This is a genomic window from Aeromonas sp. QDB30 (assembly GCF_027707645.1).
Lineage (GTDB): Bacteria > Pseudomonadota > Gammaproteobacteria > Enterobacterales > Aeromonadaceae > Aeromonas > Aeromonas caviae.
In genome coordinates this window covers 14,366-34,513 of the sequence record NZ_JAPCIY010000043.1, presented here as the reverse complement: position 1 = coordinate 34,513, position 20,148 = coordinate 14,366, and the positions used below count along the sequence as shown (strand labels likewise).

Sequence of the window (20,148 nt, the reverse complement as noted above, 5' to 3'; positions counted from 1 at the left end):
CGACTTGCATGTGTTAGGCCTGCCGCCAGCGTTCAATCTGAGCCATGATCAAACTCTTCAATTTAAGTTTGGTTGCCAATTAAGGCGGCTCAATGAATTGCTGAATTAACTGCTGCAACTAAAAGTTGCTTTGGTCACTTCATCAGACATTGATATCAAAAATTGTTTTTGATGCTCGATGCTGCGAGTGCCCACACAGATTGCTTGATTCAAATTGTTAAAGAGCAGGGCCTGAAACTATAACCCTCACCAGCTTGCTTTGCAAGGTGGACCAGACGCGCACTGCGCCGTGCTGATGGAGGCGCATTATAGGGATATGATTCTCACTGACAAGCGAAAACTACGTGTTTATTTGAAAAAGACGTTCAGGTGTTTAATCATCAACCAATCAGACTAAAAAGCCGTCAACGATTCATCTAAATGAGCCCGCACACCTTCTCTATCACTACCAATCGGTACCCGTTTTCGCCACATCAAGATCTACATGCCAGCCACGCCAGGCATACAAAAATGAAAAGGGCCCCTCGGGGCCCTTCATATCACGCTGCTTGTAGATCAGATGGAGAAACTGGAACCGCAACCGCAGGTCGTCGTGGCGTTGGGGTTGGTCACGGTGAAACGGGAACCTTCCAAGCCTTCGGTGTAATCCACGCTGCCGCCGACCAGGTATTGCAGGCTCATGGGATCGATCACCATGGTGACGCCGCTCTTCTCGACCACGGTATCGCCATCATTGATTTTCTCGTCAAACGTGAAACCGTACTGGAAACCGGAGCAGCCCCCCCCAGTGATGTAGACCCGCAACTTGAGTTCGGGATTCTCTTCTTCGGTGATCAAGGTCTTTACCTTGTTGGCTGCCGCATCCGTCATCTGGATGGGCAAGGGAGCTTCTGCTACTGCACTCATTGCTGACCTCACAACCGTTACATCCACAAACATGGAAACCGCGAAATTATCCAATACCCGACCATTTAGTTCAAGTATTCACCACTCTCTTACTGTGCTGCCGGCAAGGGGGTTGGTTGAGCGACCAGAGGCTTGAGCACCTCGTTCCACTCAGCAACCAGCTCCTGGGCCGGTTGCCGTCCCTCCTTCGGGATGAGGATTCTCACCCTGTCCGGGATGAAGCCTGAGGGAAGCTGCCAATTGCCCTCCAAGAGCTGGAAATATCGCAACGCGTAGCGTCCCTCCCCCACCTTCATGCCAAGATCCCGGCCACTGAGGATCCTGGGCTTGTCAGCCAGACTGCCTTCGAGCCGGATCTGCACCTGCCCCCGAAACAGCTCCCGCTTCTTGGCGGGTTGTGTGAGCGCCAGACGATAGTGGTAGCGACCCGGCACACTCGTCTCCTGCAATGTTAGATTGTCGATGGATACCCCCACCTGTTCGCCGGTGGGACGCATGATGCGTTCGAAGAAGGCGAGCTGACGCTTCTGCTCCTGTACCTGGGCTTCCTGATCCTTGAGCGTCTGCTGAAGTTGCTCGAAAGCGGCCTTCTGGGTCGCCAGCAGGGTCTCCCTGACGCCGAGATCCGTCTTCAGTTGTGCAATGGCCTTGCTCTGACGCTCCAACGTCTCTTGCTGCACCGTCATCAGGCTGCTCTGAGCCAGCTCCTGTCTGTTCCCGACGACATAACCGATACATGCCCCCACAGCCAGCACCACCAATAACTTCACGATTTGGGACATAAGGCCTCTTCTCTATGCCGACATCAACACAGCCGGTTTCTTTTCACTATACGCGACCATGCCGGATTGATACGGATAAACAAAGAGTTAACCGGTCGCGATGCTGCTTTCACCCCGGTTTTGACGCGCAGCAAGCCGTAAAGTTCGCTCCAGGATCTGGGAATAGATGGGACGCCCCCCCAACCATTGCGCCACCAGGGTTGCCCCTATGGTGGTGATCATCATGGGCAGGATCAGCTGATAGTTGTCTGTCATCTCTGTCACCAGCACGATGCCGGTAATGGGGGCACGTACGGTGGCGGCGAAAAGCGCCCCCATGCCGGCGATGGCAAAGGCGCCCGGTTCGATGCCGAGATCGGGAAATGCAGAGTGGAACAGGTGACCAAAGATCACCCCGAACAGGGTGCCCAGCGCCAGGGTCGGCGCAAAGACACCACCAGGGGCCCCCGAGCAAAAGCAGATGAGGGTACCCACCAGTCGCACCGAGAAGATGATGAAGAGCGTCGCCATCGCATAGTCTCCCCCCGTCAGATGCGGGATGAGCTCGATTCCCCCTCCAGTGACCGAAGGGGCGAACAGCGACAGCATGCCAAAGGTTCCAGCCACCACCATGCCGATGATGACGAAGCGGTGGCGCTTGTTCTGATGCAATGCCAGGTAACCATCCTGACAGGCGAGCACCAGCTTGTTGAAGACGAACCCCAGCACACCAAAGCAGCCCCCCATGAAGAGAAACAGCCAGAGCGCCTTCAAGGCCGGAGCGTCGTAGTGAGGCAGCATGATGACGGGGGATTGCCCTTTCATGTTCTGCAGCATCAGGGTCGCCATGACGGCCGAAATCCCGACCGCCTTGATGGCGAGGAAGGAGTAGCGAAATTGCGGCCGCATCTCTTCCATGACAAACAGTATCCCTGCCAGCGGGGCATTGAAGGCCGCAGCGAGACCACCCGCCGCACCGGCAGCCAGCAGGGCGTGGCCATGCTCCTTGGGCAACCGGAAGATATCCGCCACCATCTTGCCGAGGTTGCCCCCTATCTGCACCGAGGGCCCCTCCCGCCCCAGAACCATGCCGGAACTCAGGGTACAGACCCCGCCAAAAAACTTCACCGGCAACACCCGCCACCAGCGTACCGGGCGCAGGTCGTCCATGGCCCCTTCAATTTCCGGGATACCGGATCCCCCTGCCTCTGGGGCAAAGGCATGAGTGAGGAAATAGCCGACCAACCCCAGCAGGGCGCTGAAACCAAAGCCGAGCAGGCCGAGCTGCCACCAGGGGCGATCGGCCAGCAAGTCGACACGCTGCTGGGCCAGCCAGTGAACGCAAGACTCGAACAGTCCGCACACCAGGCCTGCCAGCAGGCCGACCAGGGCCGCCAACAGGAGCACCAGCAGCGGCATCTTGTCCCGCCGTATCAGGCGCTGCAAGACTGGAGGACGACGCAGCAAGGCCGCGTCGGCGGAAGGAATGGCTTGTTGCTCCATGGATAATCACGCTCATCTAACGAGGACCAGACACACCTCGGCCTCGGCTGCCCAGCTCTGGGCCTTTCTGCTATAGTCGGCCCGTTTCATGTTTCACGGGCGAGAGGCCGGGGCGAGAGCGCAAAGCATACTCCTCCCGCCATCCCCTGCCGAGCCGCAATCGGCAGCCTGTGCCCGGGTAACGACCAAAATCCCATTAAGGATGATCCATGTCAAAATCAGATCAGCTGTTTGAACAGGCCCGCCAGACCATTCCCGGTGGCGTCAACTCACCGGTCCGCGCCTTCAACGGGGTCGGCGGTACACCCCGCTTCATCGATCACGCCGATGGCGCCTACCTCTATGACGTGGACGGCCAGGCCTATGTGGATTACATCGGTTCCTGGGGCCCCATGCTGCTCGGTCACAACCACCCGGCCATCAAGGCCGCGGTCATCAAGGCGGTGGAGAAGGGACTGAGCTACGGTGCCCCGACCGAAATCGAAGTGCTGATGGCCGAGAAGGTGCGCCAGATCGTCCCCTCCATGGAGCAGGTGCGGATGGTCAACTCCGGCACCGAGGCGACCATGAGCGCCATCCGGCTGGCCCGCGGCTATACCGGTCGCGACAAGATCGTCAAGTTTGAAGGCTGCTACCACGGCCACGCCGACTCCCTGCTGGTCAAGGCCGGCTCAGGCGCCCTCACCCTGGGTCAGCCCAACAGCCCGGGCGTACCGGCCGATTTCGCCAAACACACGCTCACCTGTGTCTTTAACGATCTGGACTCGGTGCGCGAAGCCTTTACCCAGTACGGCAGCGAGATCGCCTGCATCATCGTCGAGCCGGTCGCAGGCAACATGAACTGCATCCCGCCGGTGCCCGGCTTCCTGCAAGGGCTGCGCGCCATTTGTGACGAATTCGGCGCCCTGCTGATCCTGGACGAGGTGATGACGGGTTTTCGCGTCTCCCTGCGTGGCGCCCAGGGCCACTACAACATCGACCCGGATCTCACCACCCTTGGCAAGATCATCGGTGCCGGCATGCCGGTGGGCGCCTTCGGCGGCAAGAAGAAGGTGATGCAGCACATCGCCCCGACCGGCCCCGTCTATCAGGCTGGTACCCTCTCCGGCAACCCGGTGGCCATGGCCGCCGGCCTCACCATGCTGGACCAGCTGCTGGAGCCGGGCCTCTATGAGCAGCTGAGCGCCAAGACCGCCCGTGTCGCCGAAGGGCTCAAAGCCGCCGCCGCCAGGCACGGCATCCCGCTTGCCATCAACTACGTGGGCGGCATGTTCGGCTTCTTCTTCACCGACGAGCCCGAGATCACCCGCTACGAGCAGGTCACTCGCTGCGACATGGAACGCTTCAAGCGCTTCTATCATCTGATGCTGGAGGAGGGTGTCTATCTGGCACCGAGCGCCTACGAGGCGGGCTTCCTGTCGCTTGCCCACGGGGACAAGGAGATTGAACACACCCTGGCGGCCGCCGAGCGCAGCTTCGCCAAGCTGGCTGGCTGACAAGCCGCAAGATGTGCAGAGGGCCCCGATGGGGCCCTTTTTTTGTTTGCTCGTCCCGACAAGGCACCATAGTGGTGCATCCTTAAGTCCCTCACCGGAGCCTTGCCACCTGCTGGTGCGCCGCGCCGTACACGGGCTGTCATAAATCGGGCCCACAATTTGCAGAACCCTGCTCAGGAGCCCATTGGACCGAGGTGTATATGGCAGAGATGAGCCCCATCGATGTGCTGCGGCGCTATCAGGAGTACGAAACCGAGCTGGCCCCCCTGCTGCTGGGGCTGCTCACCCTCCCCGAGGCGTCTCTCAAGACCTATGCCTTCGTCGAGGAGGTGAAGAGCCTGGCCCCCCAGATCAGGCCAGCCATACTGGCGCCCGTTCCGGCAGCCCAGGGGCAGCTGCGCCTGCTGGTGCAGGGCCATGGCCGGGAGCTGGAGATCAACCTGCACCAGCTGATCGCCTGGCTGATGGGGGACAGGGAGCGGCGGCGCGCCATTCCCTGGTTCAGGGCCGTCTACGTTGTCCTGAGTCTGGCCCTGTTTCTCATCGTCGGCACCCTCATCTGGCACGGGCTGGAACAGCTCTATCTGCTCCTGTGCGGCACCCAGCAGAACCGGCTGGGCGCCTTCAGCGCCATCATCTTCCTCACGCTCGCGCTGGCGGTGTTCGATCTCGGCAAGACCATCCTCGAAGAGGAAGTGCTGCTGCATAAGGACATCTTCCGCCACAGCGCCATCCGGCGCACCATTACCCGCTTTATCGCCGCCATCCTGATCGCGGTCTCCATCGAGGGGTTGCTGCTGCTGTTCAAGGGATCCCTCGGCCAGAGCGAACTGCTCTGGCCTGCGGTGGGGGTGATGGGGTGCGCCGTGGGGTTGCTGCTGGCGCTGGGGCTCTATGTGTTTCTCGGTGCCAGGGCGGAAGCCGCACTGGTCGCCTCCAGCCAGCAGACTGCCCACTCGGAGGGGGCTGCCAGGGGCATCAGAAGAGGCGCCAGGACCGGGCGAGCGGGATGACATACCAACGCGGGGTGCCCGTGCAGGCGGGCCTCGCCGACGCCAGCTAGCTCGTCGCCTCTGCCAGCGCGGGCGCTGGCTGTCGCCGCGCCGCCCGCCAGGAGGCGTACATGGTCCAGGAGGTATAGATGACGATGAAGGCCACCAGCCATTTGAGCATCTCCATCTCCATGGATTTGACCAGCATGGCCGCCAGCACCACGCCGATGGGGCCGAAGATGGCCACCGCCAGCACGGCCCGCGCATCGAAAGCCCCCTTGCGAATGAAGGTCCCCGCCGAGAAGACGCTGAGCACGGCGGTGGATCCCATCATGATGGGGAAGGCCACCAGCGGGTTCATGCCGAGCAGATAGACCAGGGTCATGCAGGGGGCGAACAGGCCGATACCGACGTTCATCAGGGCTCCGAACAGGAAGTTGCCGGCAAGGGCGATCCCCAGCTTGTAACCGCTCAGCCCCATGGCCTCGCCACCGAGGGGGAAGAGCCCGAGCAGACCGGCAAAGATGAGACCGGCGACCACCAGCAGGGAGACCGCCATCACCAGCCGGATGGTCTGGCGATCAAAGGAGGCCACGTAACGGGCGCCCCAGGCCGCACCGGCCGCCGCAGCCGCCATCATGCTGATGAGGGTGACGGGATCCACGTTGACCACGCCGATGAAGATGAGAGCTTGGGTCACGGTCGGCAGCACGCACTGGCCGTTGAGGGTACCGGGCAGCACCCGATCATCGATCAACCTGAACTGCTTGTAGCAGGCGGTCTTCACCGCAAAGCTCCCCACCCCCAGGGTATCGAGAAAATTGGCCACAAAACCGATGGCCGCCACCGGCCAGAAAGGGGTGGCTTCGAGCTGGCCATGACGCCGTTTGTTCCACCAGGCACGGACCAGCATAAAGAGAAAGACCAGGGCACAACCGATAAACAAGAGACGCAGAAAAGTGACAAGCATGGGGATACCTCCAACAACGGGCGGCGATTCTAAGGCAGCGGAGGGAAAAAATCCTGGCCAGGATCATGAGACGACGGGTGCAAACGTTTGGCCGCGACTATTTTGGCTGGCAGAACCCGAATGGGGCTATCCATACTGGTTGGGAGGGCGACAGCCCGGGCTCATCGGGCGTAGTCCTGGTCATTTCGCGACGACCACAGCACCGGTGAGGCGTAAACGAAAGAAGGCGGGGTGACCCGCCTTCTTTTTTCATTCTCCGTCAGGCAATCCAGCGTGGCAGCCGGGGAGCCAGGCGGTCGATCAGGCGATCCGACACGGGAGTGAGCAACAGCAGCGGCAGGCAGATCAGGGAGAGGCAAAGAGCGCCCACATAGACGTCCGTCATCCAGTGCGCACCAGCCAGGATGCGGGGCGCCGAAAACAGGGGCACCATCACCACCGCAACTACCCCGGCCCAGCGCGGCAGATAGCGCAGGGCAAAACCGGCGAAGATCATCAGGAAGAGGGCGTGATCACCGGGGAAGCTGTCACCGGCGGAGTCCTTGGTGGGAATCGCACTGATCTCGGTCAGGCGCAGTGCCCCGTCCACCATCAAGGTGGGGCTGGGACGGCTGACCGGCAACAGATGCCCGAGCTGATTGATCACCAGGGCCCCCAGCAGCATCACGACCCCCATGGCCACCAGACGACGGCGCTCCTGTCCGTCGGCACGGAAGAAGCAACTGGCGAGGATCCCGCCCATGCAGGCCAGCGCGGCCAGATCGAACAGGCGGTTGTTGGTGATGGCCACCAGATCGGCCCAACGGGGGGAGTGGCCAATCCAGCCATTGACCAGCTGGAAGAGGGCGAGATCCCACCCATCCCAGGGGCCGTGCTCAGGCAGGGCGCCCCAACTGAAGGCGATGAGGCCCCCGGCCAGATAGAAAGGAATGAACTTGCTCATGCCGACGTGTCCTTCGAAAAACGCTCATTCTAGGCCAGCCGCAAGATGACTTGCATCACAAAAGTGTAAGAATTCGTGTAACAAAGGTATTCCATCGGCTCTTCTTTTGGCGCCGCCGACCGGGTGGACAAGCGCGTCCCCTCCTTGGCTCTCCCACCGGTTGCGGCTAGTATGGGCGCTCCCTTCGTTCAGGATGATGATGATGCGCAGCTACCTTCGCATGATGTTGTTTGCCCTCGGTTTGCTGGCAGGTGTACAGATCCCCGGGCTGGTCGATCTCTACTTCCAGCGGCTGGATGCCCGGCTGCAGCAGGCTGGTCTGGCACTGGCCCCCTTCCAGCGCACGGCGGACCAGCACTTCAATGGCGATCTGCAGGCGCTGGTCGCCCATTACGGTGCCAGCCAGGATCCCGTCTTCACCCAGGATGCCACCAGCCTCCAGCAACTGGTGAACCAGCAGCAGCACCTTCAGGGGGAGATCGCCGTGCGGGAGAGTCCCTGGTACCAGCAGCTCTCCCACCTGTTGCTGCGCGCCGATCCCGCCCTCTGGCAGGATACCCTTCACAACTACGGCTATGTGGTCCCCCTCAAACAGGCCGCCATTTTCTGCGGCGTGGCGGCGGGTCTGCTGGCCTCCCTGGCGGGGGATCTGCTGCTCGGCCTCCTGCTGCTGCCATTTCGCTCCCGCCAGCGCATCCCCCGTCACGGCCTGCGCTGATCCCCTCTCACTGCCAACCGGGGTGCCCGCCCCGGTTGGCGGCTACTCGAAGGGTTCGAGATAGGTTTCTATGGCCTTCTTCAGCCAAGCCAGCACCTTGCCGTGATGGGCGTTCTCCGACAGATAGACTCCGTAATCGCGCCACTGCAGGCTGAACTTGTGCTTCAGGGTCAGCAGCTCTCCCAGGCGCAGCTGGCTCTGGATAAGGGGTGAAGGCAGCACCGCCCAGCCCAGACCATCCAGCACCGCATCCCGCATCAGCTCGAAACTCGACAACCCGATATGCTGCCCTCCGATGGGCAGCAGGCTCTTGACCGAAAACGCGTCCACATAAGAGAGAGTGACCTGGGTGTGATCGGTCAGATCCTGCTGCAACACCCGCTTCAGCCCAGCCAGCGGGTGGCTTGGCGCGACCACCATCAGGGTGCGGATCGGGTTGAGCACGTCGATGCAAAGACCGCTGCGCTCCTGTTCCTCGGTGATGAGGCCGAAGGCGGCATCCACGAACCCCTCTTCCACCAGGGCCGGCAGCTCCGGCGGTGAGGCCAGCACCAGGGAGATGCTGGTGCCCGGAAACTGGCGACGCAGCGCCCCCAGCATCTCGCGCCATACCACCTCGGGAATGGCGTCGTCCCGGGCTACCCGCAGCGCCACCTCGGCACCGGAGGCATGGTGCTCGCACTTGAGCTTCAGGCTGTTGGCGGCCTGCAGCAGCCGCTTGCAGTCGTCCAGCACTTGCTCGCCGATTTCGGTCAGTCGGCTCTGATTCGCCCCTCGTTCGAAAAGTTCGACGCCAAGCTCCACTTCCAGGGTTGCTATCGCCGAGCTCACGGCGCTGCGACTCTTGCCAAGTCGTCTGGCGGCATTGGCTATCGAACCACTGTCTGCTGTTTCTACAAAGAGTTGTATCTGATTTAGCTTCATGGCTTCAAACTGGCGGCAGATTATTCCATCACCACCTTATCCCCTGGCCCGCCCCCAAGGCAAACAAGCAGCGACAGCTTTCTCGACGCTCAGCGATAACCTTGCCCGTTTCGGGTGCCGTTATCCTCTCTTCGTCGCAGCAACAGAAGGAAACTGCATGTCATCCCGTCCCCTGCTTTTGGCCCGCCTCTTTCTGACAGGGGCCATCCTGACCGAGGTCGCCGGCACCTCCTCCATGGCCCTGATTCCAGAGAGCGCGAGCGGCTGGATCCACTATCTGCCGATGTGGCTCCTCATCACCCTCTCCTACCTGCTGCTCGCCAAGGCCGCCAGGACAATCTCCATTGGTATCGCGTTTGCGCTGTGGGAAGGGTTGGGGATCGCCCTCATCACCGCCGTCTCCGTCCTGTTCCTCGGCTACGAGCTGAGCATCCAGGAGTGGATCGGACTGGCGCTGGCCATAGTGGGGATTGTCATGGTGACCCTGGGCGAGACCCATGATGCACCAGCCCCCACCCGCCAGAGGAGGGAAGCCCCATGCACCCGTTGATCATCGTACTGAGCGCCGCCCTGCTGGATATCGGCGCCAACATGGCAATCAACCGCTCCGTCGGTTTTCGCGACAAGGGGTGGGGCGTCCTCGGCATTCTGCTGGTGCTCTGTGCCTTCACTCTGCTCAGCGAGGCGGTCAGTACCGGCAAGATCGATCTGGCCGTGGCCTATGCCACCTGGGGTGCCATCGGCATTCTGGGCACCGCTCTCGGCGGCTTGCTGCTGTTTGGCGAGCGGCTCAAGCCCATCGGCTGGGTCGGCATGCTGGTGATGGCCGTCGCGGTCGCCCTGCTGACCACAGCATGATCCCCTCTCCAACCCCATGAAAAAAGCCGCCCTGTTCCCAGGGCGGCCTTTTCATGGTCAAACCGATCACCCAGATTGCAACAGGCAGCCTAACGCGCTGCCTCGTACAGCTCCAGCGGCAGGCCGTCGGGGTCGGCGAAGAAGGTAAAGCGCTTGCCGGTCAGCTCGTCCACCCGCACCGGCTCCACTTCCACCCCGTGCTGCTCCAGGTGGGCGATGACCCGGTCGAGATCCGCCACCCGAAACGCCAGGTGGCGCAACCCGCACGCCTCCGGCCGGGAGGGGCGCGGTGGCGGCGCCGGGAAGCTGAACAGCTCCAGCTGGCTGCCGTCCGGCAGCGCCAGATCCAGCTTCCACGACTGACGCTCGGCCCGCAGGGTCTCGGCAATGATGGGCAACCCCAGCACCTGGTGATAGAAGTGGCGCGAGCGCGGATAGTCGCTGGCGATGATGGCCACGTGATGGATGGCCTCAAACAGGGGATGGGTCATGGCAATCCTTGCAAAACGGGCAGCCTGCGCTGCCCGTCTTCGTCAGTTGAAGAAACCGTTGAACCAGTTGTCCAGGGCATTCGCCGGGTCCGAGACCGGGCTGGCACAGCTCATGGGCTCGGCCAGACCGGCCAGCTTGGCCGGCACCTGGAGACTGCCGGGACAATCGCTGGCCACCCGGGCACCGCTCGAGCGGGAGAAGTTGGCCCAGCTCACCCCTTCGGGCATCTTCAGCCCCAGGCTGTTGACCCCTCGCTGGCTCATGTAGCCGCTGAACAGCTGCAAGGCGCCACTGGCACCGGTCAGCCCGGCCGGTGTGTTGTCGTCACGGCCGACCCAGACGCTCACCAGCTCGTTGTTGTCCATCCCGGCAAACCAGGAGTCACGCAGCTCGTTGGTGGTACCGGTCTTGGCGGCCATGGTGGCCCCGGGGAACTTGGCACCGAGCGCCCGGGCCGTCCCCTGGCTCACCGTCTTGGTCATGGCGAACAGGGTCAGCCAGCTTGCCTGGGGATCCGTCACTCGCTTGGCCGCTTCGTCATGCTGGTAGAGCTGGCGTCCCTCGCCATTCACCACGGCCCGGATGGCCGACAGGGGCTGGGTCAACCCCTGGTTGGCAATGGGCAGGTACATCTGGTTCACCTCCATGGGCGAGAGCGCCACCGCCCCCAGCACCAGGGACGGATAGGGCTGGATCTCCTGCTGCACCCCCAGCTTGTGCAGGGTGTCCACCACCTTGTCCAGGCCTATCTGCATCCCGAGGTTGACGGTCGGCACGTTGAGGGAGCTGGCGAGCGCCTCCATCAGGGGCACGCTCTGGCGGAACTTGCGGTCGTAGTTCTGCGGCGTCCAGATCTGGCCATCCTGGCCGCGAATCCGGATCGGCTGATCTTTAAGCGGCGTGCCAAGGGTCAGGCCGTTGGAGAGGCCGGTCAGGTAGACCGCCGGTTTGACCAGGGAGCCAATCTGACGGCGGGCATCCAGCGCCCGGTTGAAGCCGGCGTAGCGGGGATCCCGTCCCCCCACCATGGCGACCACCTCGCCCTTGTGCCAATCGGAGACCACCATGGCCGCCTCCAGCTTCTTCTTGCCACGCTGCTTCTCGATGGTGGCCAGACCCGACTCCACCGCCTGCTCGGCGGCGTGCTGGGCGATGGGATCCAGACTGGTGAAGATCTTGAGGCCGGACTGCTTGAGCAGATCCGGGCCGAAGCGGTTCTGGATCTCCCGCTTGAGCAGCCCCATGAAGGCCGGGGTACGGCCATAGCTCATCTGGCCGCGGGCGATGATGCCAAGGGGCTGCTTGCTGGCCAGGTCATACTCGGCCTGGGTCAGGCTGCCGTGATCCGCCAGCAGTTTCAGCACCAGATCCCGGCGCGCCTTGGCCCGGTCCGGGAAGCGCCAGGGATCGTAATAGGAAGGGCCCTTCACCATGCCCACCAGCAGGGCCACCTGATCGATGTCCAGCTCGTTGACCGGAATACCGAAGTAGAAGTAGGAGGCGAGCCCGAAGCCGTAGACCCCCTGGGAGAAGTTCTGCCCCAGATAGACCTCGTTGAGGTAGGCCTCCAGGATCTCGTCCTTGCTGTAGCGGTAGTCGATGAGCACCGCCATGTAGGCTTCCTGCAGTTTGCGCCACAGGCTGCGCTCACGGGTCAGGAAGAAGTTCTTGGCGAGCTGCTGGGTGAGCGTACTGCCCCCCTGCACGGTGCGCCCCGCCAGCAGGTTGGCTGCCATGGCGCGCATGATGGCCACCGGCGAAACGCCGCCGTGCTGGTAGAAGTCCCTGTCTTCCGTGGTGAGCAGCGTCACCAGCAGGCTGTCCGGCACCTCGGAAAGGCGCACCAGCAGGCGGTCTTCCCGATCCTCGGTGTTGAGGCGATCGAGCAGCACCGGGTCCATCTGGGCATAGCCGAGCTGGCGCTGGTTCTCCAGGGACTGGATCCCCTCGAGGCGCGCCCCGTTGAAGGTGAGGCGCAGGCCACGGGCACCGTCGGCACCGTCGTGGAACTCGAACGGCCGGCGCACCAGCTCGATGCGATTGCCGCTCACCGCGTACTCACCCGGGGTATGGGGCTGACGCACCTGCTTGTAGCTCAGCATGTTGAGCTCGCGCAGCATCTGGGTCTGGGAGAGCCGCTGGCTGGGATAGAGCTCCAGCGGGCGGCTGTAGACCATCACCGGCAACTGCCACTTCTCGCCGTCGAAGCGCTCGCGCACCTTGGTGTCGAGATAGATGCCAAACACCACCATGAAGGCCGCCACCACCAGAGAGAGCTTGAAGCCCAGCCAGAACAGGGTGCGCCAGATGGTGCGTTTGGGCGCCGCCTTCTTGGGCGTGCGCTTGCGTCGTTGGGTTGCCATAAATCCTCTTGTCGTTCTCCTCGCCATCCCGCTGATGCGAGCGGCCTGCGATGCCTGTTGTGGAGGGGGACTGTGCCACCGCCATCTTGTTCTGATCGTACCGACCGATCACTGTCCCGTCGGCTACTCCTGCAATCCCATCTTCTTCTTGGTCACCCGGGTCGGCATCGCCTCCAGCGGGTTGTCCGGCCAGTAGTGACGGGGGTAGCGCCCCTTCATCTCTTTTTTCACCTGCTCATAGGATCCCGCCCAGAAGGCGGCGAGATCCGCGGTGATCTGCAAGGGGCGCTGGGCCGGGGAGAGCAGCTCCACCACCAGGGGCACCCGGCCATCGGCCACGCATGGGGTGGCGCCCAGCCCGAACATCTCCTGGATGCGCACCGGGATCGCTGGCGCCTGACCCGGCTGATAGCGGATCCGCACCCGGCTGCCGGTCGGTGCGGTGAAGTGGCTCGGCAGCGCCTCGTCCAGCCGCCTTGGCAGGGGCCAGGGCAGAGACTGGCGCAGGATGTCGCTCATGTCGAGCCGCTTCAACTGCTCCAGCCGGGTCATGCCGCTCACCGCCGGCAGCAGCCACTGCTCGAGGTCGGCCAGCAGGCTCTCCTCATCCATGGCGGGCCAGGCTTCGCCGGGCAGCCAGTCGCGGGCGCAGCGCAAGCGGGCCAGCAGCCCCTCGCTGCTCTCGTCCCAGGGCAGCACGTGCAGCCCCTTGCGCCGGATGCCCTGCAGCAGGCAGCGCCCCTTCTGTTCATCGGAGAGATCCGTCAGCGGCCGCTGGCCGAGCACCAGCTCGCCGAGCACCTGCTGGCGCTCCGCACGCACCCGTTCCTCCCGATCGTCCCAGTCGAACCACTGGCGCTCGCCGACCAGCTCGGGCAGCTGGCGCACCAGTTCATCCAGCGCCACCGGCTCGGCGATGAAAATGCGGCTGCCGCGCTCGTTCTGACCCATTTCGACGGCCACGATGGCCCCCTGCCCCTGGCAGGGATGCCCTTCTACCAGATCGCAGCTCACCCCGCCACTGAGCTGATAGCGGCTGCCACTGCGCAGCTTGCCGATGCGATCGGGCCAGGCGAGGGCGCACAGCAACCCCAGCCATTGACCCTGCGGGCTGCTTGCCCGTACACCGAGCCGCTCGAACCAGCGGGCCGCTCCCTGGCGCAGGGCGCCCTGACGGCGGTGGAACAACACGGACAAGCGCTCCGATCCTCGCAGATCTTCTTCCAGCAGCGCCACCAGGAAAGCCGCATCGGCGACAATCCCTGTCAGACCCTCGGATTCCAGCTCCCGGGACCGCAGCAACATGCGGGCGAGGCGGGGATGGGTGCCGAAGGCCGCCATGGCACGGCCTGCCGGGGTAAGTTGTTGCTCACCCTCCGGGGCCATGGCGCCCAGGGCCACCAGCAACCGCCGGGCGCTGGCCACGGCGGCAGGGGGCGGCATGTCCAGCAGGGGCAGCGCCTCCACCCGGGCCCCCCACTGGGCGGCGTCCATCAGCAGGCCGGTGAGCTCTTGCGTCAGGATGTCGGGGGGACTCTGCTCGGCGAGGCGCTCCTGCACCTCGCAGCTCCAGAGCCGGTAACAGACGCCGGGGCCAAGCCGCCCTGCCCGCCCCGCCCGCTGGGTGGCGGAGGCTTTGGCGATGGGCCGGGTCTCCAGCCGGGTGACGCCGCTCTTGATATCGAAGGTGGCGCGCCGCTCCAGTCCGCTGTCGATGACCACGGAGATCCCCTCGATGGTGAGGGAGGTCTCCGCCACGTTGGTGGTGAGCACCAGCTTGCGACGACCCGCAGGCGCAGGCTCGATGGCCGCCTGCTGGGCCGCGAGGTCAAGACGGCCATAGAGGGGAGCCAGGGTCACATCCCCTGGCAACCGCCCTTCCAGCCACTGTGCCAGCCGCTCTATCTCCCCCTGTCCCGGCAGGAACACCAGGGCACTGCCAGCCTGACTGGCGAGCGCTTCCAGCACCACGGCGCCGACCTGGGGTTCCAGCCACTGCTGGCGATTGGCGGGGCGATAGTGGTACTCGATGGGAAAGCCGCGCCCCTCGGAGCGCACCACGGGGGCGCCTGGCAGCAGGCGCTCCAGGGCCATGCCATCCAGGGTGGCGGACATCACCAAGAGCTTGAGATCATCGCGCAACCCCTGCTGGCTTTCGATGGCGAAGGCCAGCGCGGTATCGGCGTGCAGGCTGCGCTCGTGGAACTCGTCAAAGATGACGAGCGACACGCCGCTGAGCTCAGGATCCTGCTGCAGCATCCGGGTCAGCACCCCCTCGGTCACGATCTCGAGCCGGGTCTGGCTGCTGGTGCGGCTCTCCCCGCGCACTCGCAAGCCGATGCGCTCGCCCACCTTCTCCCCCAGCTGACGCGCGAGGAAGCTCGCGATGTTGCGCGCCGCGAGGCGCCTGGGCTCCAGCATGATGATGCGCCCGGGCAGCCGGTGCTGGCGCACCAGCTTCAGGGGCAGCAGGGTCGATTTGCCCGCGCCGGGGGGCGCCTGCAGGATCACGCTGGTATGGTTGTCGAGGGCTGCAAAGAGTTCGGGCAACACCGGGACGATGGGGAGGGAAGACAAAGCGATGGGCACCTTCTGTGACACTTCTGAAAAGGGGTCCATTCTGCCACAGCCTCCCGGCCATCGTAAGCGCCCCTGCCGGGCAGGGGCAGGAAGCGTCAGGTGCAACACGGCAAGACATCCCGGGAGCGGCTGCCATAGAATGGCCCTTATCCGATGCCCATCACGAGGACCAACACGCCGCATGCCCAAACTCTTCTTTGCCCTGCCCCTGCCAGAGCTTGCCCCCGAGCTTGCGACCTGGCGAGACCAGCGCCCCTGGCCCGGCCAGCCGGTGCCCGAGAGCAACCTGCACCTGACCCTGGCCTTTCTCGGGGAGGCCGACGAAGCGACCCAGGCTCGCCTGATCGCGGCCGCCGAGCGACAGCACTGCCCCCCTTTCAGCGTCCATCTGGATCAGACCGGCTGGTTTCAGCGCGCCAAAGCCGCCTGGGTGGGGCCCGGTGAGTGGCCGAACGAGCTGACCGTGCTCGCGAGGGCACTGCGCCGCCACGGTGAAAAACTCGGGCTGGGCAACGGCGAGCAGGGCTATCGCCCCCACGTCACCCTGTCGCGCAAGGCGGGCGAGGCCCCCGGCGAGCTGCCTGCGCCGGATTTTCTGCTCAGGGCCGATCGCTTCTGCCTCTATCAATCCGTCAGCACGCCGGACGGTGTCCACTACGAACCGCTCGCCTGCTGGCCCCTGCGGGCCCGCGTCAAAGAACCGCACCGCGAGGAGCTCACCCCATGATCTTCGATCCCCCCCTGCAGTCCGGGCAGCTGATCTCCCGCTACAAGCGCTTCCTGACGGATGTGGCGCTCGACAACGGCGAGGTGATCACCATCCACTGCGCCAATACAGGTGCCATGACCGGCTGCGCCCTGCCGGGCACCCGGGTCTGGTACTCCACATCCGACAACCCCAAGCGCAAGCTGCCAAACAGTTGGGAAATCGCCGAGAGCCCGGCGGGTCACTTCATCTGCGTCAACACGGCCCGTGCCAACCAGATCGCCCGGGAGCTCATCGAACAGGGCGCTCTCGCCCCCCTGGCAGGCTATGCCAGGCTGCGCACCGAAGTGAAATACGGGGAAGAGAACAGCCGCATCGACCTGCTGCTGGAAGATGACCACAGACCGGATTGTTACATCGAGGTGAAATCCGTCACCCTGCTCGACGAGCGGGAGCAACCCGGCATGGGGTACTTCCCCGATGCGGTCACCACCCGCGGCGCCAAGCACTTGCGTGAATTGATGGCCATGAAGGCGGCAGGGCACCGGGCCGTGCTGCTGTTCATGGTATTGCACTCCGGCATCGCGAGAATGCGCCCTGCAGCCCATATCGATCCGCACTATAGTCAGCTTGTTGAACAGGCGATGGCGGCAGGGGTTGAAATTTTATGCTATCGCCCCCATGTTGGGGTGCAGGGCATGGTGGCTCAGGATTTTATCCCATTTGAATCTGACCATATGCTACCCGAGGGCAGAGAATAAATGCAGAAGTGGGTAACATTATTGATAAGGCTTGTTTGCCTCCCGTTGACCCTTCTGCTATAGATGTCGCCCTCAATTTATGGATGGCACGGGTAGCGTGCTGAATTAGGAGACAGGGCATGCCAACAGGCGAAAACAGGAAATCTCTGGGCCCCCTGGCCATTGCGGGTGTAGAGCCTTACCAGATGAAAGCCGGTGAGGAGTACATGAATGACCAACAGAAGGTACATTTTCGCAAGATCCTGGGAGCCTGGCGCAACCAACTGATGCAGGAAGTTGACCGCACCGTCGACCACATGAAGGATGAGGCTGCCAACTTCCCGGATCCCGTGGATCGCGCCGCGCAAGAAGAAGAGTTTGCTCTCGAACTGCGCACCCGCGACCGTGAACGCAAGCTGATCAAGAAGATCGAGAAAACCTTGCTGCTGCTCGAAGAAGATGACTTCGGTTACTGCGAGCATTGCGGCATCGAGATCGGCATCCGCCGTCTGGAAGCCCGTCCGACCGCAGACCTCTGCGTGGACTGCAAGACGCTGGCCGAGATCAAGGAAAAACAGATGGCTGGCTGATGCCGCCCATCCACAGAAACGAAAAGGGAGCCCAGGCTCCCTTTTTTATTGAGCTTTTGGTCGGGCCGTCCCAGAATGCAGCCTCAATGCATCGCCTACCCGAATTGCCATGGTCATGACATCCCCCCCCTCCCGACGCCCCTATGTGGGCCGCTTCGCCCCCTCACCGTCCGGCCCGCTCCACTTCGGCTCCCTGGTCGCCGCCCTTGGCAGCTTCTTGCAGGCCAGGGCGCAGCAGGGACGCTGGCTGGTGCGCATCGAAGACATCGACCCCCCGCGGGAGATGCCGGGAGCGGCTGACCTTATCCTCACCACCCTGGAGGCACACGGTCTTGGCTGGGATGGGGAGGTGATGTTCCAGAGCGCGCGCCATGGCCGCTATGACGAGATCATCGATCAGCTCTATCGGGCCGGGGATCTCTACTGGTGCCACTGTACCCGACGCGAAATCATGGCCGCAGGGGGGTTCTACAACGGTCATTGCCGCACCCTGGGGCTGACCGCCGAGGGGTGTGCCGCCCGTTTGCGCCAGCACCAGCCGGTCTATCGGTTCGAGGATGCGCTTCAGGGAGAGATCACCGTCCCCGCGGCGCTGGCGGAGGAGGACTTCATCGTGCGCCGCCGGGACGGGCTCTACGCCTACAACCTGGCGGTGGTGGTGGATGACATGGACAGCGGCATCACCGAGATCGTCCGTGGCGCCGATCTGCTGGAGCCCACCGTGCGCCAGATAGCCCTCTACCAGACCCTGGGGGCTGCCGTCCCCGATTGGGTGCACCTGCCACTGGCGGTGCAAGCGGATGGCAACAAGCTCTCCAAGCAGAACCATGCGCCGGCGCTGTCGCAGGACGAGGTACGACCGGCCCTGTGGCAGGCACTGCATTTTCTCGGTCAGTGCCCGCCGCCCGAGCTGATGGCGTGCCGGATCGACGAGATCATCGGCTGGGGCATCGCCCACTGGCAGCTGGCCCGGGTACCCCGCCAGCAGAAGATCCCGCAAGGGCAAAGCTAGCCCCGGCTGCATTTCTTGCCCCAAAAGGACCAATCAAGGGGAAGCAGGCCACACCGTTTCTCATTTGGTTGGGGCTGAGCTATGATAGGCCGCTATTTTTTGGCCTCCCGTCAATTTGAAGTCATAACGAGGTGTACCATTTTTTCCCAGATCGCAAACTTTTGCCGCAAAGTGCTCGGCAAGGAAGACGGCGAGCAGTCGGTGGAGTCCCCCATTCCGGCCCGTGTCGCCGGACAGCGCCGTACCTTGAGCCGTGACCAGCACCCGATTTCGCGCAAAGAGATCAGCGAGAATGCCCTCAAGGTGCTCTATCGCCTGAACAAGGGGGGCTATGAGGCCTACCTGGTCGGCGGCGGCGTCCGTGACCTGATGCTCGGGAAGACCCCCAAGGATTTCGACATCGCCACCGACGCGACGCCGGAGCAGATCAAGGCGCTGTTCAGCAACTGCCGCCTGATTGGCCGCCGTTTCCGCCTGGCCCACATCGTCTTTGGTCGTGACGTGATCGAAGTGGCCACCTTCCGGGGTCACCACCATCAGGTCAATACCAGCAAGCATGTGTCGGCCCAGTCCGATGAAGGTATGCTGCTGCGGGACAACGTCTACGGCACCATCGAAGAGGATGCCGAGCGTCGCGACTTTACCGTCAACGCCCTCTACTACAGCGCCAAGGATTTCACCCTGCACGATTTCGAGGGCGGGCTGGAAGATCTGGCCGCGCGCAGGCTGGAGCTCATCGGTGACCCCGAGACCCGCTACCGGGAAGATCCGGTGCGCATGCTGCGCGCCGTACGCTTCGCCGCCAAGCTGGACATGACCATCAGCCCGCGCACCGCCGCGCCCATCCGGGAGCTGGCCCCGCTGCTGCAGGACATTCCGGCCGCCCGCCTGTTCGAGGAGACCCTCAAGCTGTTCCTGGCGGGGGACGGTCTGGCCACCTACAAGCTGCTGCGGGAATACGGGCTGTTCCAGCCGCTGTTCCCCCAGGTAGCCGCCCTGTTCACGCCCCACGGCAACTCGCCCTACGAGCAGTTCATCGAGCAGGCGCTGATGGACACCGATACCCGGGTCCGTGAAGAGAAGCGCGTCACCCCCGCCTTCCTCTACGCCACCCTGCTGTGGGGCGCCGTCGAGGCCCGCGGCCGCGTGCTGGAAAACGAGAGCGGTCTGCCCTGGTACGACGCCTTCATGCTGGCCATCAACGAGGTGCTGGACAACCAGGTGCGGATCATCGCCGTGCCGCGCCGCTTCACCACGGACGTGCGCGACATCTGGGCCCTGCAGCAGCGCCTGACCCGCCGCCAGGGCAAGCACCCCGAGCGCGCCATGGAGCACCCGAAATTCCGTGCGGCCTTCGACTTCCTGTTGCTGCGCAACCGGGTCGAGCGCGGCCTCGGCGAGCTGGCGAGCTGGTGGGAGCGCTATGTGGCCTCCAACCCGGACGTGCGCCCGCAACTGCAACGGGAGGCGACCCGCCGCCCGGCGAGCGGCGAGCGCGCCGACTCCCGCAGCGGTGATGGCGAGAAGCGCAGCGGCAATGGCCGCAACCGCCGTCGCCCCCGTCGCCGCAAGCCGAAGTCTGCAGAGTAAGGAT

The 20,148-nt window shown here is 63.6% G+C and carries 19 protein-coding genes and 1 rRNA gene; 10 read left to right on the top strand and 10 right to left on the bottom strand.

Annotated elements, in window-relative coordinates; all coding sequences use genetic code 11:
• The 4 genes from PG896_RS13580 to clcA all read right to left on the bottom strand — a co-directional run.
• Positions 1–64, bottom strand: a 16S ribosomal RNA gene (locus PG896_RS13580); the annotation flags it as partial.
• A gap of 491 nt (positions 65–555) precedes the next feature.
• Positions 556–906, bottom strand: coding sequence for an iron-sulfur cluster insertion protein ErpA (gene erpA / locus PG896_RS13575; RefSeq protein ID WP_010675554.1), 351 nt, complete (start codon positions 904–906; stop codon positions 556–558).
• Positions 907–995: 89 nt separating this feature from the next.
• Positions 996–1,688, bottom strand: coding sequence for a DUF6776 family protein (locus PG896_RS13570; protein WP_043155743.1), 693 nt, complete (start codon positions 1,686–1,688; stop codon positions 996–998).
• An 87-nt stretch (positions 1,689–1,775) separates the two neighbouring features.
• On the bottom strand, positions 1,776–3,170 hold the full coding sequence (gene clcA / locus PG896_RS13565) for a H(+)/Cl(-) exchange transporter ClcA (RefSeq protein WP_201957041.1): 1,395 nt from the start codon (positions 3,168–3,170) through the stop codon (positions 1,776–1,778).
• A 209-nt stretch (positions 3,171–3,379) separates the two neighbouring features.
• Between clcA and hemL the strand changes: the two genes are divergently transcribed.
• On the top strand, positions 3,380–4,666 hold the full coding sequence (hemL, locus tag PG896_RS13560) for a glutamate-1-semialdehyde 2,1-aminomutase (RefSeq protein WP_201957039.1): 1,287 nt from the start codon (positions 3,380–3,382) through the stop codon (positions 4,664–4,666).
• Between the two features lie 200 nt (positions 4,667–4,866).
• Entirely contained in the window at positions 4,867–5,679 is an 813-nt protein-coding gene (locus tag PG896_RS13555; protein ID WP_171865638.1) for a hypothetical protein, read from the top strand.
• A gap of 46 nt (positions 5,680–5,725) precedes the next feature.
• Here the strand turns inward: PG896_RS13555 and PG896_RS13550 are convergent, their stop codons facing one another.
• Complete coding sequence (locus PG896_RS13550; RefSeq protein ID WP_171865639.1) at positions 5,726–6,628, bottom strand: sulfite exporter TauE/SafE family protein; 903 nt, start codon at positions 6,626–6,628, stop codon at positions 5,726–5,728.
• 259 nt (positions 6,629–6,887) lie between these two features.
• Positions 6,888–7,571 (bottom strand): phosphatase PAP2 family protein, encoded by a 684-nt coding sequence (locus PG896_RS13545; RefSeq protein WP_010675560.1) that lies wholly within the window; start codon positions 7,569–7,571, stop codon positions 6,888–6,890.
• 202 nt (positions 7,572–7,773) lie between these two features.
• Here PG896_RS13545 and PG896_RS13540 point away from each other — a divergent pair, with 202 nt between their 5' ends.
• Positions 7,774–8,289, top strand: coding sequence for a DUF2937 family protein (locus PG896_RS13540; RefSeq protein ID WP_052815230.1), 516 nt, complete (start codon positions 7,774–7,776; stop codon positions 8,287–8,289).
• Positions 8,290–8,331: 42 nt separating this feature from the next.
• Here the strand turns inward: PG896_RS13540 and PG896_RS13535 are convergent, their stop codons facing one another.
• Complete coding sequence (locus PG896_RS13535) at positions 8,332–9,213, bottom strand: LysR family transcriptional regulator (RefSeq protein WP_052815231.1); 882 nt, start codon at positions 9,211–9,213, stop codon at positions 8,332–8,334.
• A gap of 157 nt (positions 9,214–9,370) precedes the next feature.
• Between PG896_RS13535 and PG896_RS13530 the strand changes: the two genes are divergently transcribed.
• Together PG896_RS13530 and PG896_RS13525 are read left to right on the top strand one after the other, a co-directional pair.
• Complete coding sequence (locus tag PG896_RS13530) at positions 9,371–9,763, top strand: DMT family transporter (RefSeq protein WP_043155747.1); 393 nt, start codon at positions 9,371–9,373, stop codon at positions 9,761–9,763.
• Positions 9,751–10,071 carry an SMR family transporter gene (locus PG896_RS13525; protein ID WP_171865640.1) on the top strand — a complete coding sequence of 107 codons (321 nt, stop codon included), beginning with the start codon at positions 9,751–9,753 and terminating at the stop codon, positions 10,069–10,071. The genes PG896_RS13530 and PG896_RS13525 overlap by 13 nt, the downstream gene beginning before the upstream one ends.
• 89 nt (positions 10,072–10,160) lie before the next feature.
• Here PG896_RS13525 and gloA2 read toward each other — a convergent pair whose 3' ends face one another.
• The 3 genes from gloA2 to hrpB form a co-directional block, all read right to left on the bottom strand.
• Positions 10,161–10,562, bottom strand: coding sequence for an SMU1112c/YaeR family gloxylase I-like metalloprotein (gloA2, locus tag PG896_RS13520; protein ID WP_010675565.1), 402 nt, complete (start codon positions 10,560–10,562; stop codon positions 10,161–10,163).
• A 42-nt stretch (positions 10,563–10,604) separates the two neighbouring features.
• A complete protein-coding gene (gene mrcB, locus PG896_RS13515; RefSeq protein WP_010675566.1) occupies positions 10,605–12,926 on the bottom strand; it encodes a penicillin-binding protein 1B in 2,322 nt (773 codons plus the stop codon).
• Between the two features lie 123 nt (positions 12,927–13,049).
• Entirely contained in the window at positions 13,050–15,503 is a 2,454-nt protein-coding gene (gene hrpB, locus PG896_RS13510) for an ATP-dependent helicase HrpB (protein ID WP_270835805.1), read from the bottom strand.
• Between the two features lie 184 nt (positions 15,504–15,687).
• Here hrpB and thpR point away from each other — a divergent pair, with 184 nt between their 5' ends.
• From thpR to pcnB, 5 genes are all read left to right on the top strand, one after another.
• Positions 15,688–16,233, top strand: a complete 546-nt coding sequence (thpR, locus tag PG896_RS13505; RefSeq protein WP_201957030.1) for an RNA 2',3'-cyclic phosphodiesterase — start codon at positions 15,688–15,690, stop codon at positions 16,231–16,233.
• Positions 16,230–16,973: a DNA/RNA nuclease SfsA gene (gene sfsA, locus PG896_RS13500; protein WP_010675569.1), complete on the top strand. Its 744-nt coding sequence runs from the start codon at positions 16,230–16,232 to the stop codon at positions 16,971–16,973. The genes thpR and sfsA overlap by 4 nt, the downstream gene beginning before the upstream one ends.
• Before the next feature lie 119 nt (positions 16,974–17,092).
• Positions 17,093–17,542 carry an RNA polymerase-binding protein DksA gene (dksA, locus tag PG896_RS13495; RefSeq protein ID WP_029314801.1) on the top strand — a complete coding sequence of 150 codons (450 nt, stop codon included), beginning with the start codon at positions 17,093–17,095 and terminating at the stop codon, positions 17,540–17,542.
• Between the two features lie 109 nt (positions 17,543–17,651).
• A complete protein-coding gene (gluQRS, locus tag PG896_RS13490) occupies positions 17,652–18,554 on the top strand; it encodes a tRNA glutamyl-Q(34) synthetase GluQRS (protein ID WP_270835803.1) in 903 nt (300 codons plus the stop codon).
• Positions 18,555–18,653: 99 nt separating this feature from the next.
• Positions 18,654–20,144 (top strand): polynucleotide adenylyltransferase PcnB, encoded by a 1,491-nt coding sequence (gene pcnB, locus PG896_RS13485; RefSeq protein WP_270835804.1) that lies wholly within the window; start codon positions 18,654–18,656, stop codon positions 20,142–20,144.
• Positions 20,145–20,148 lie beyond the last annotated feature (4 nt).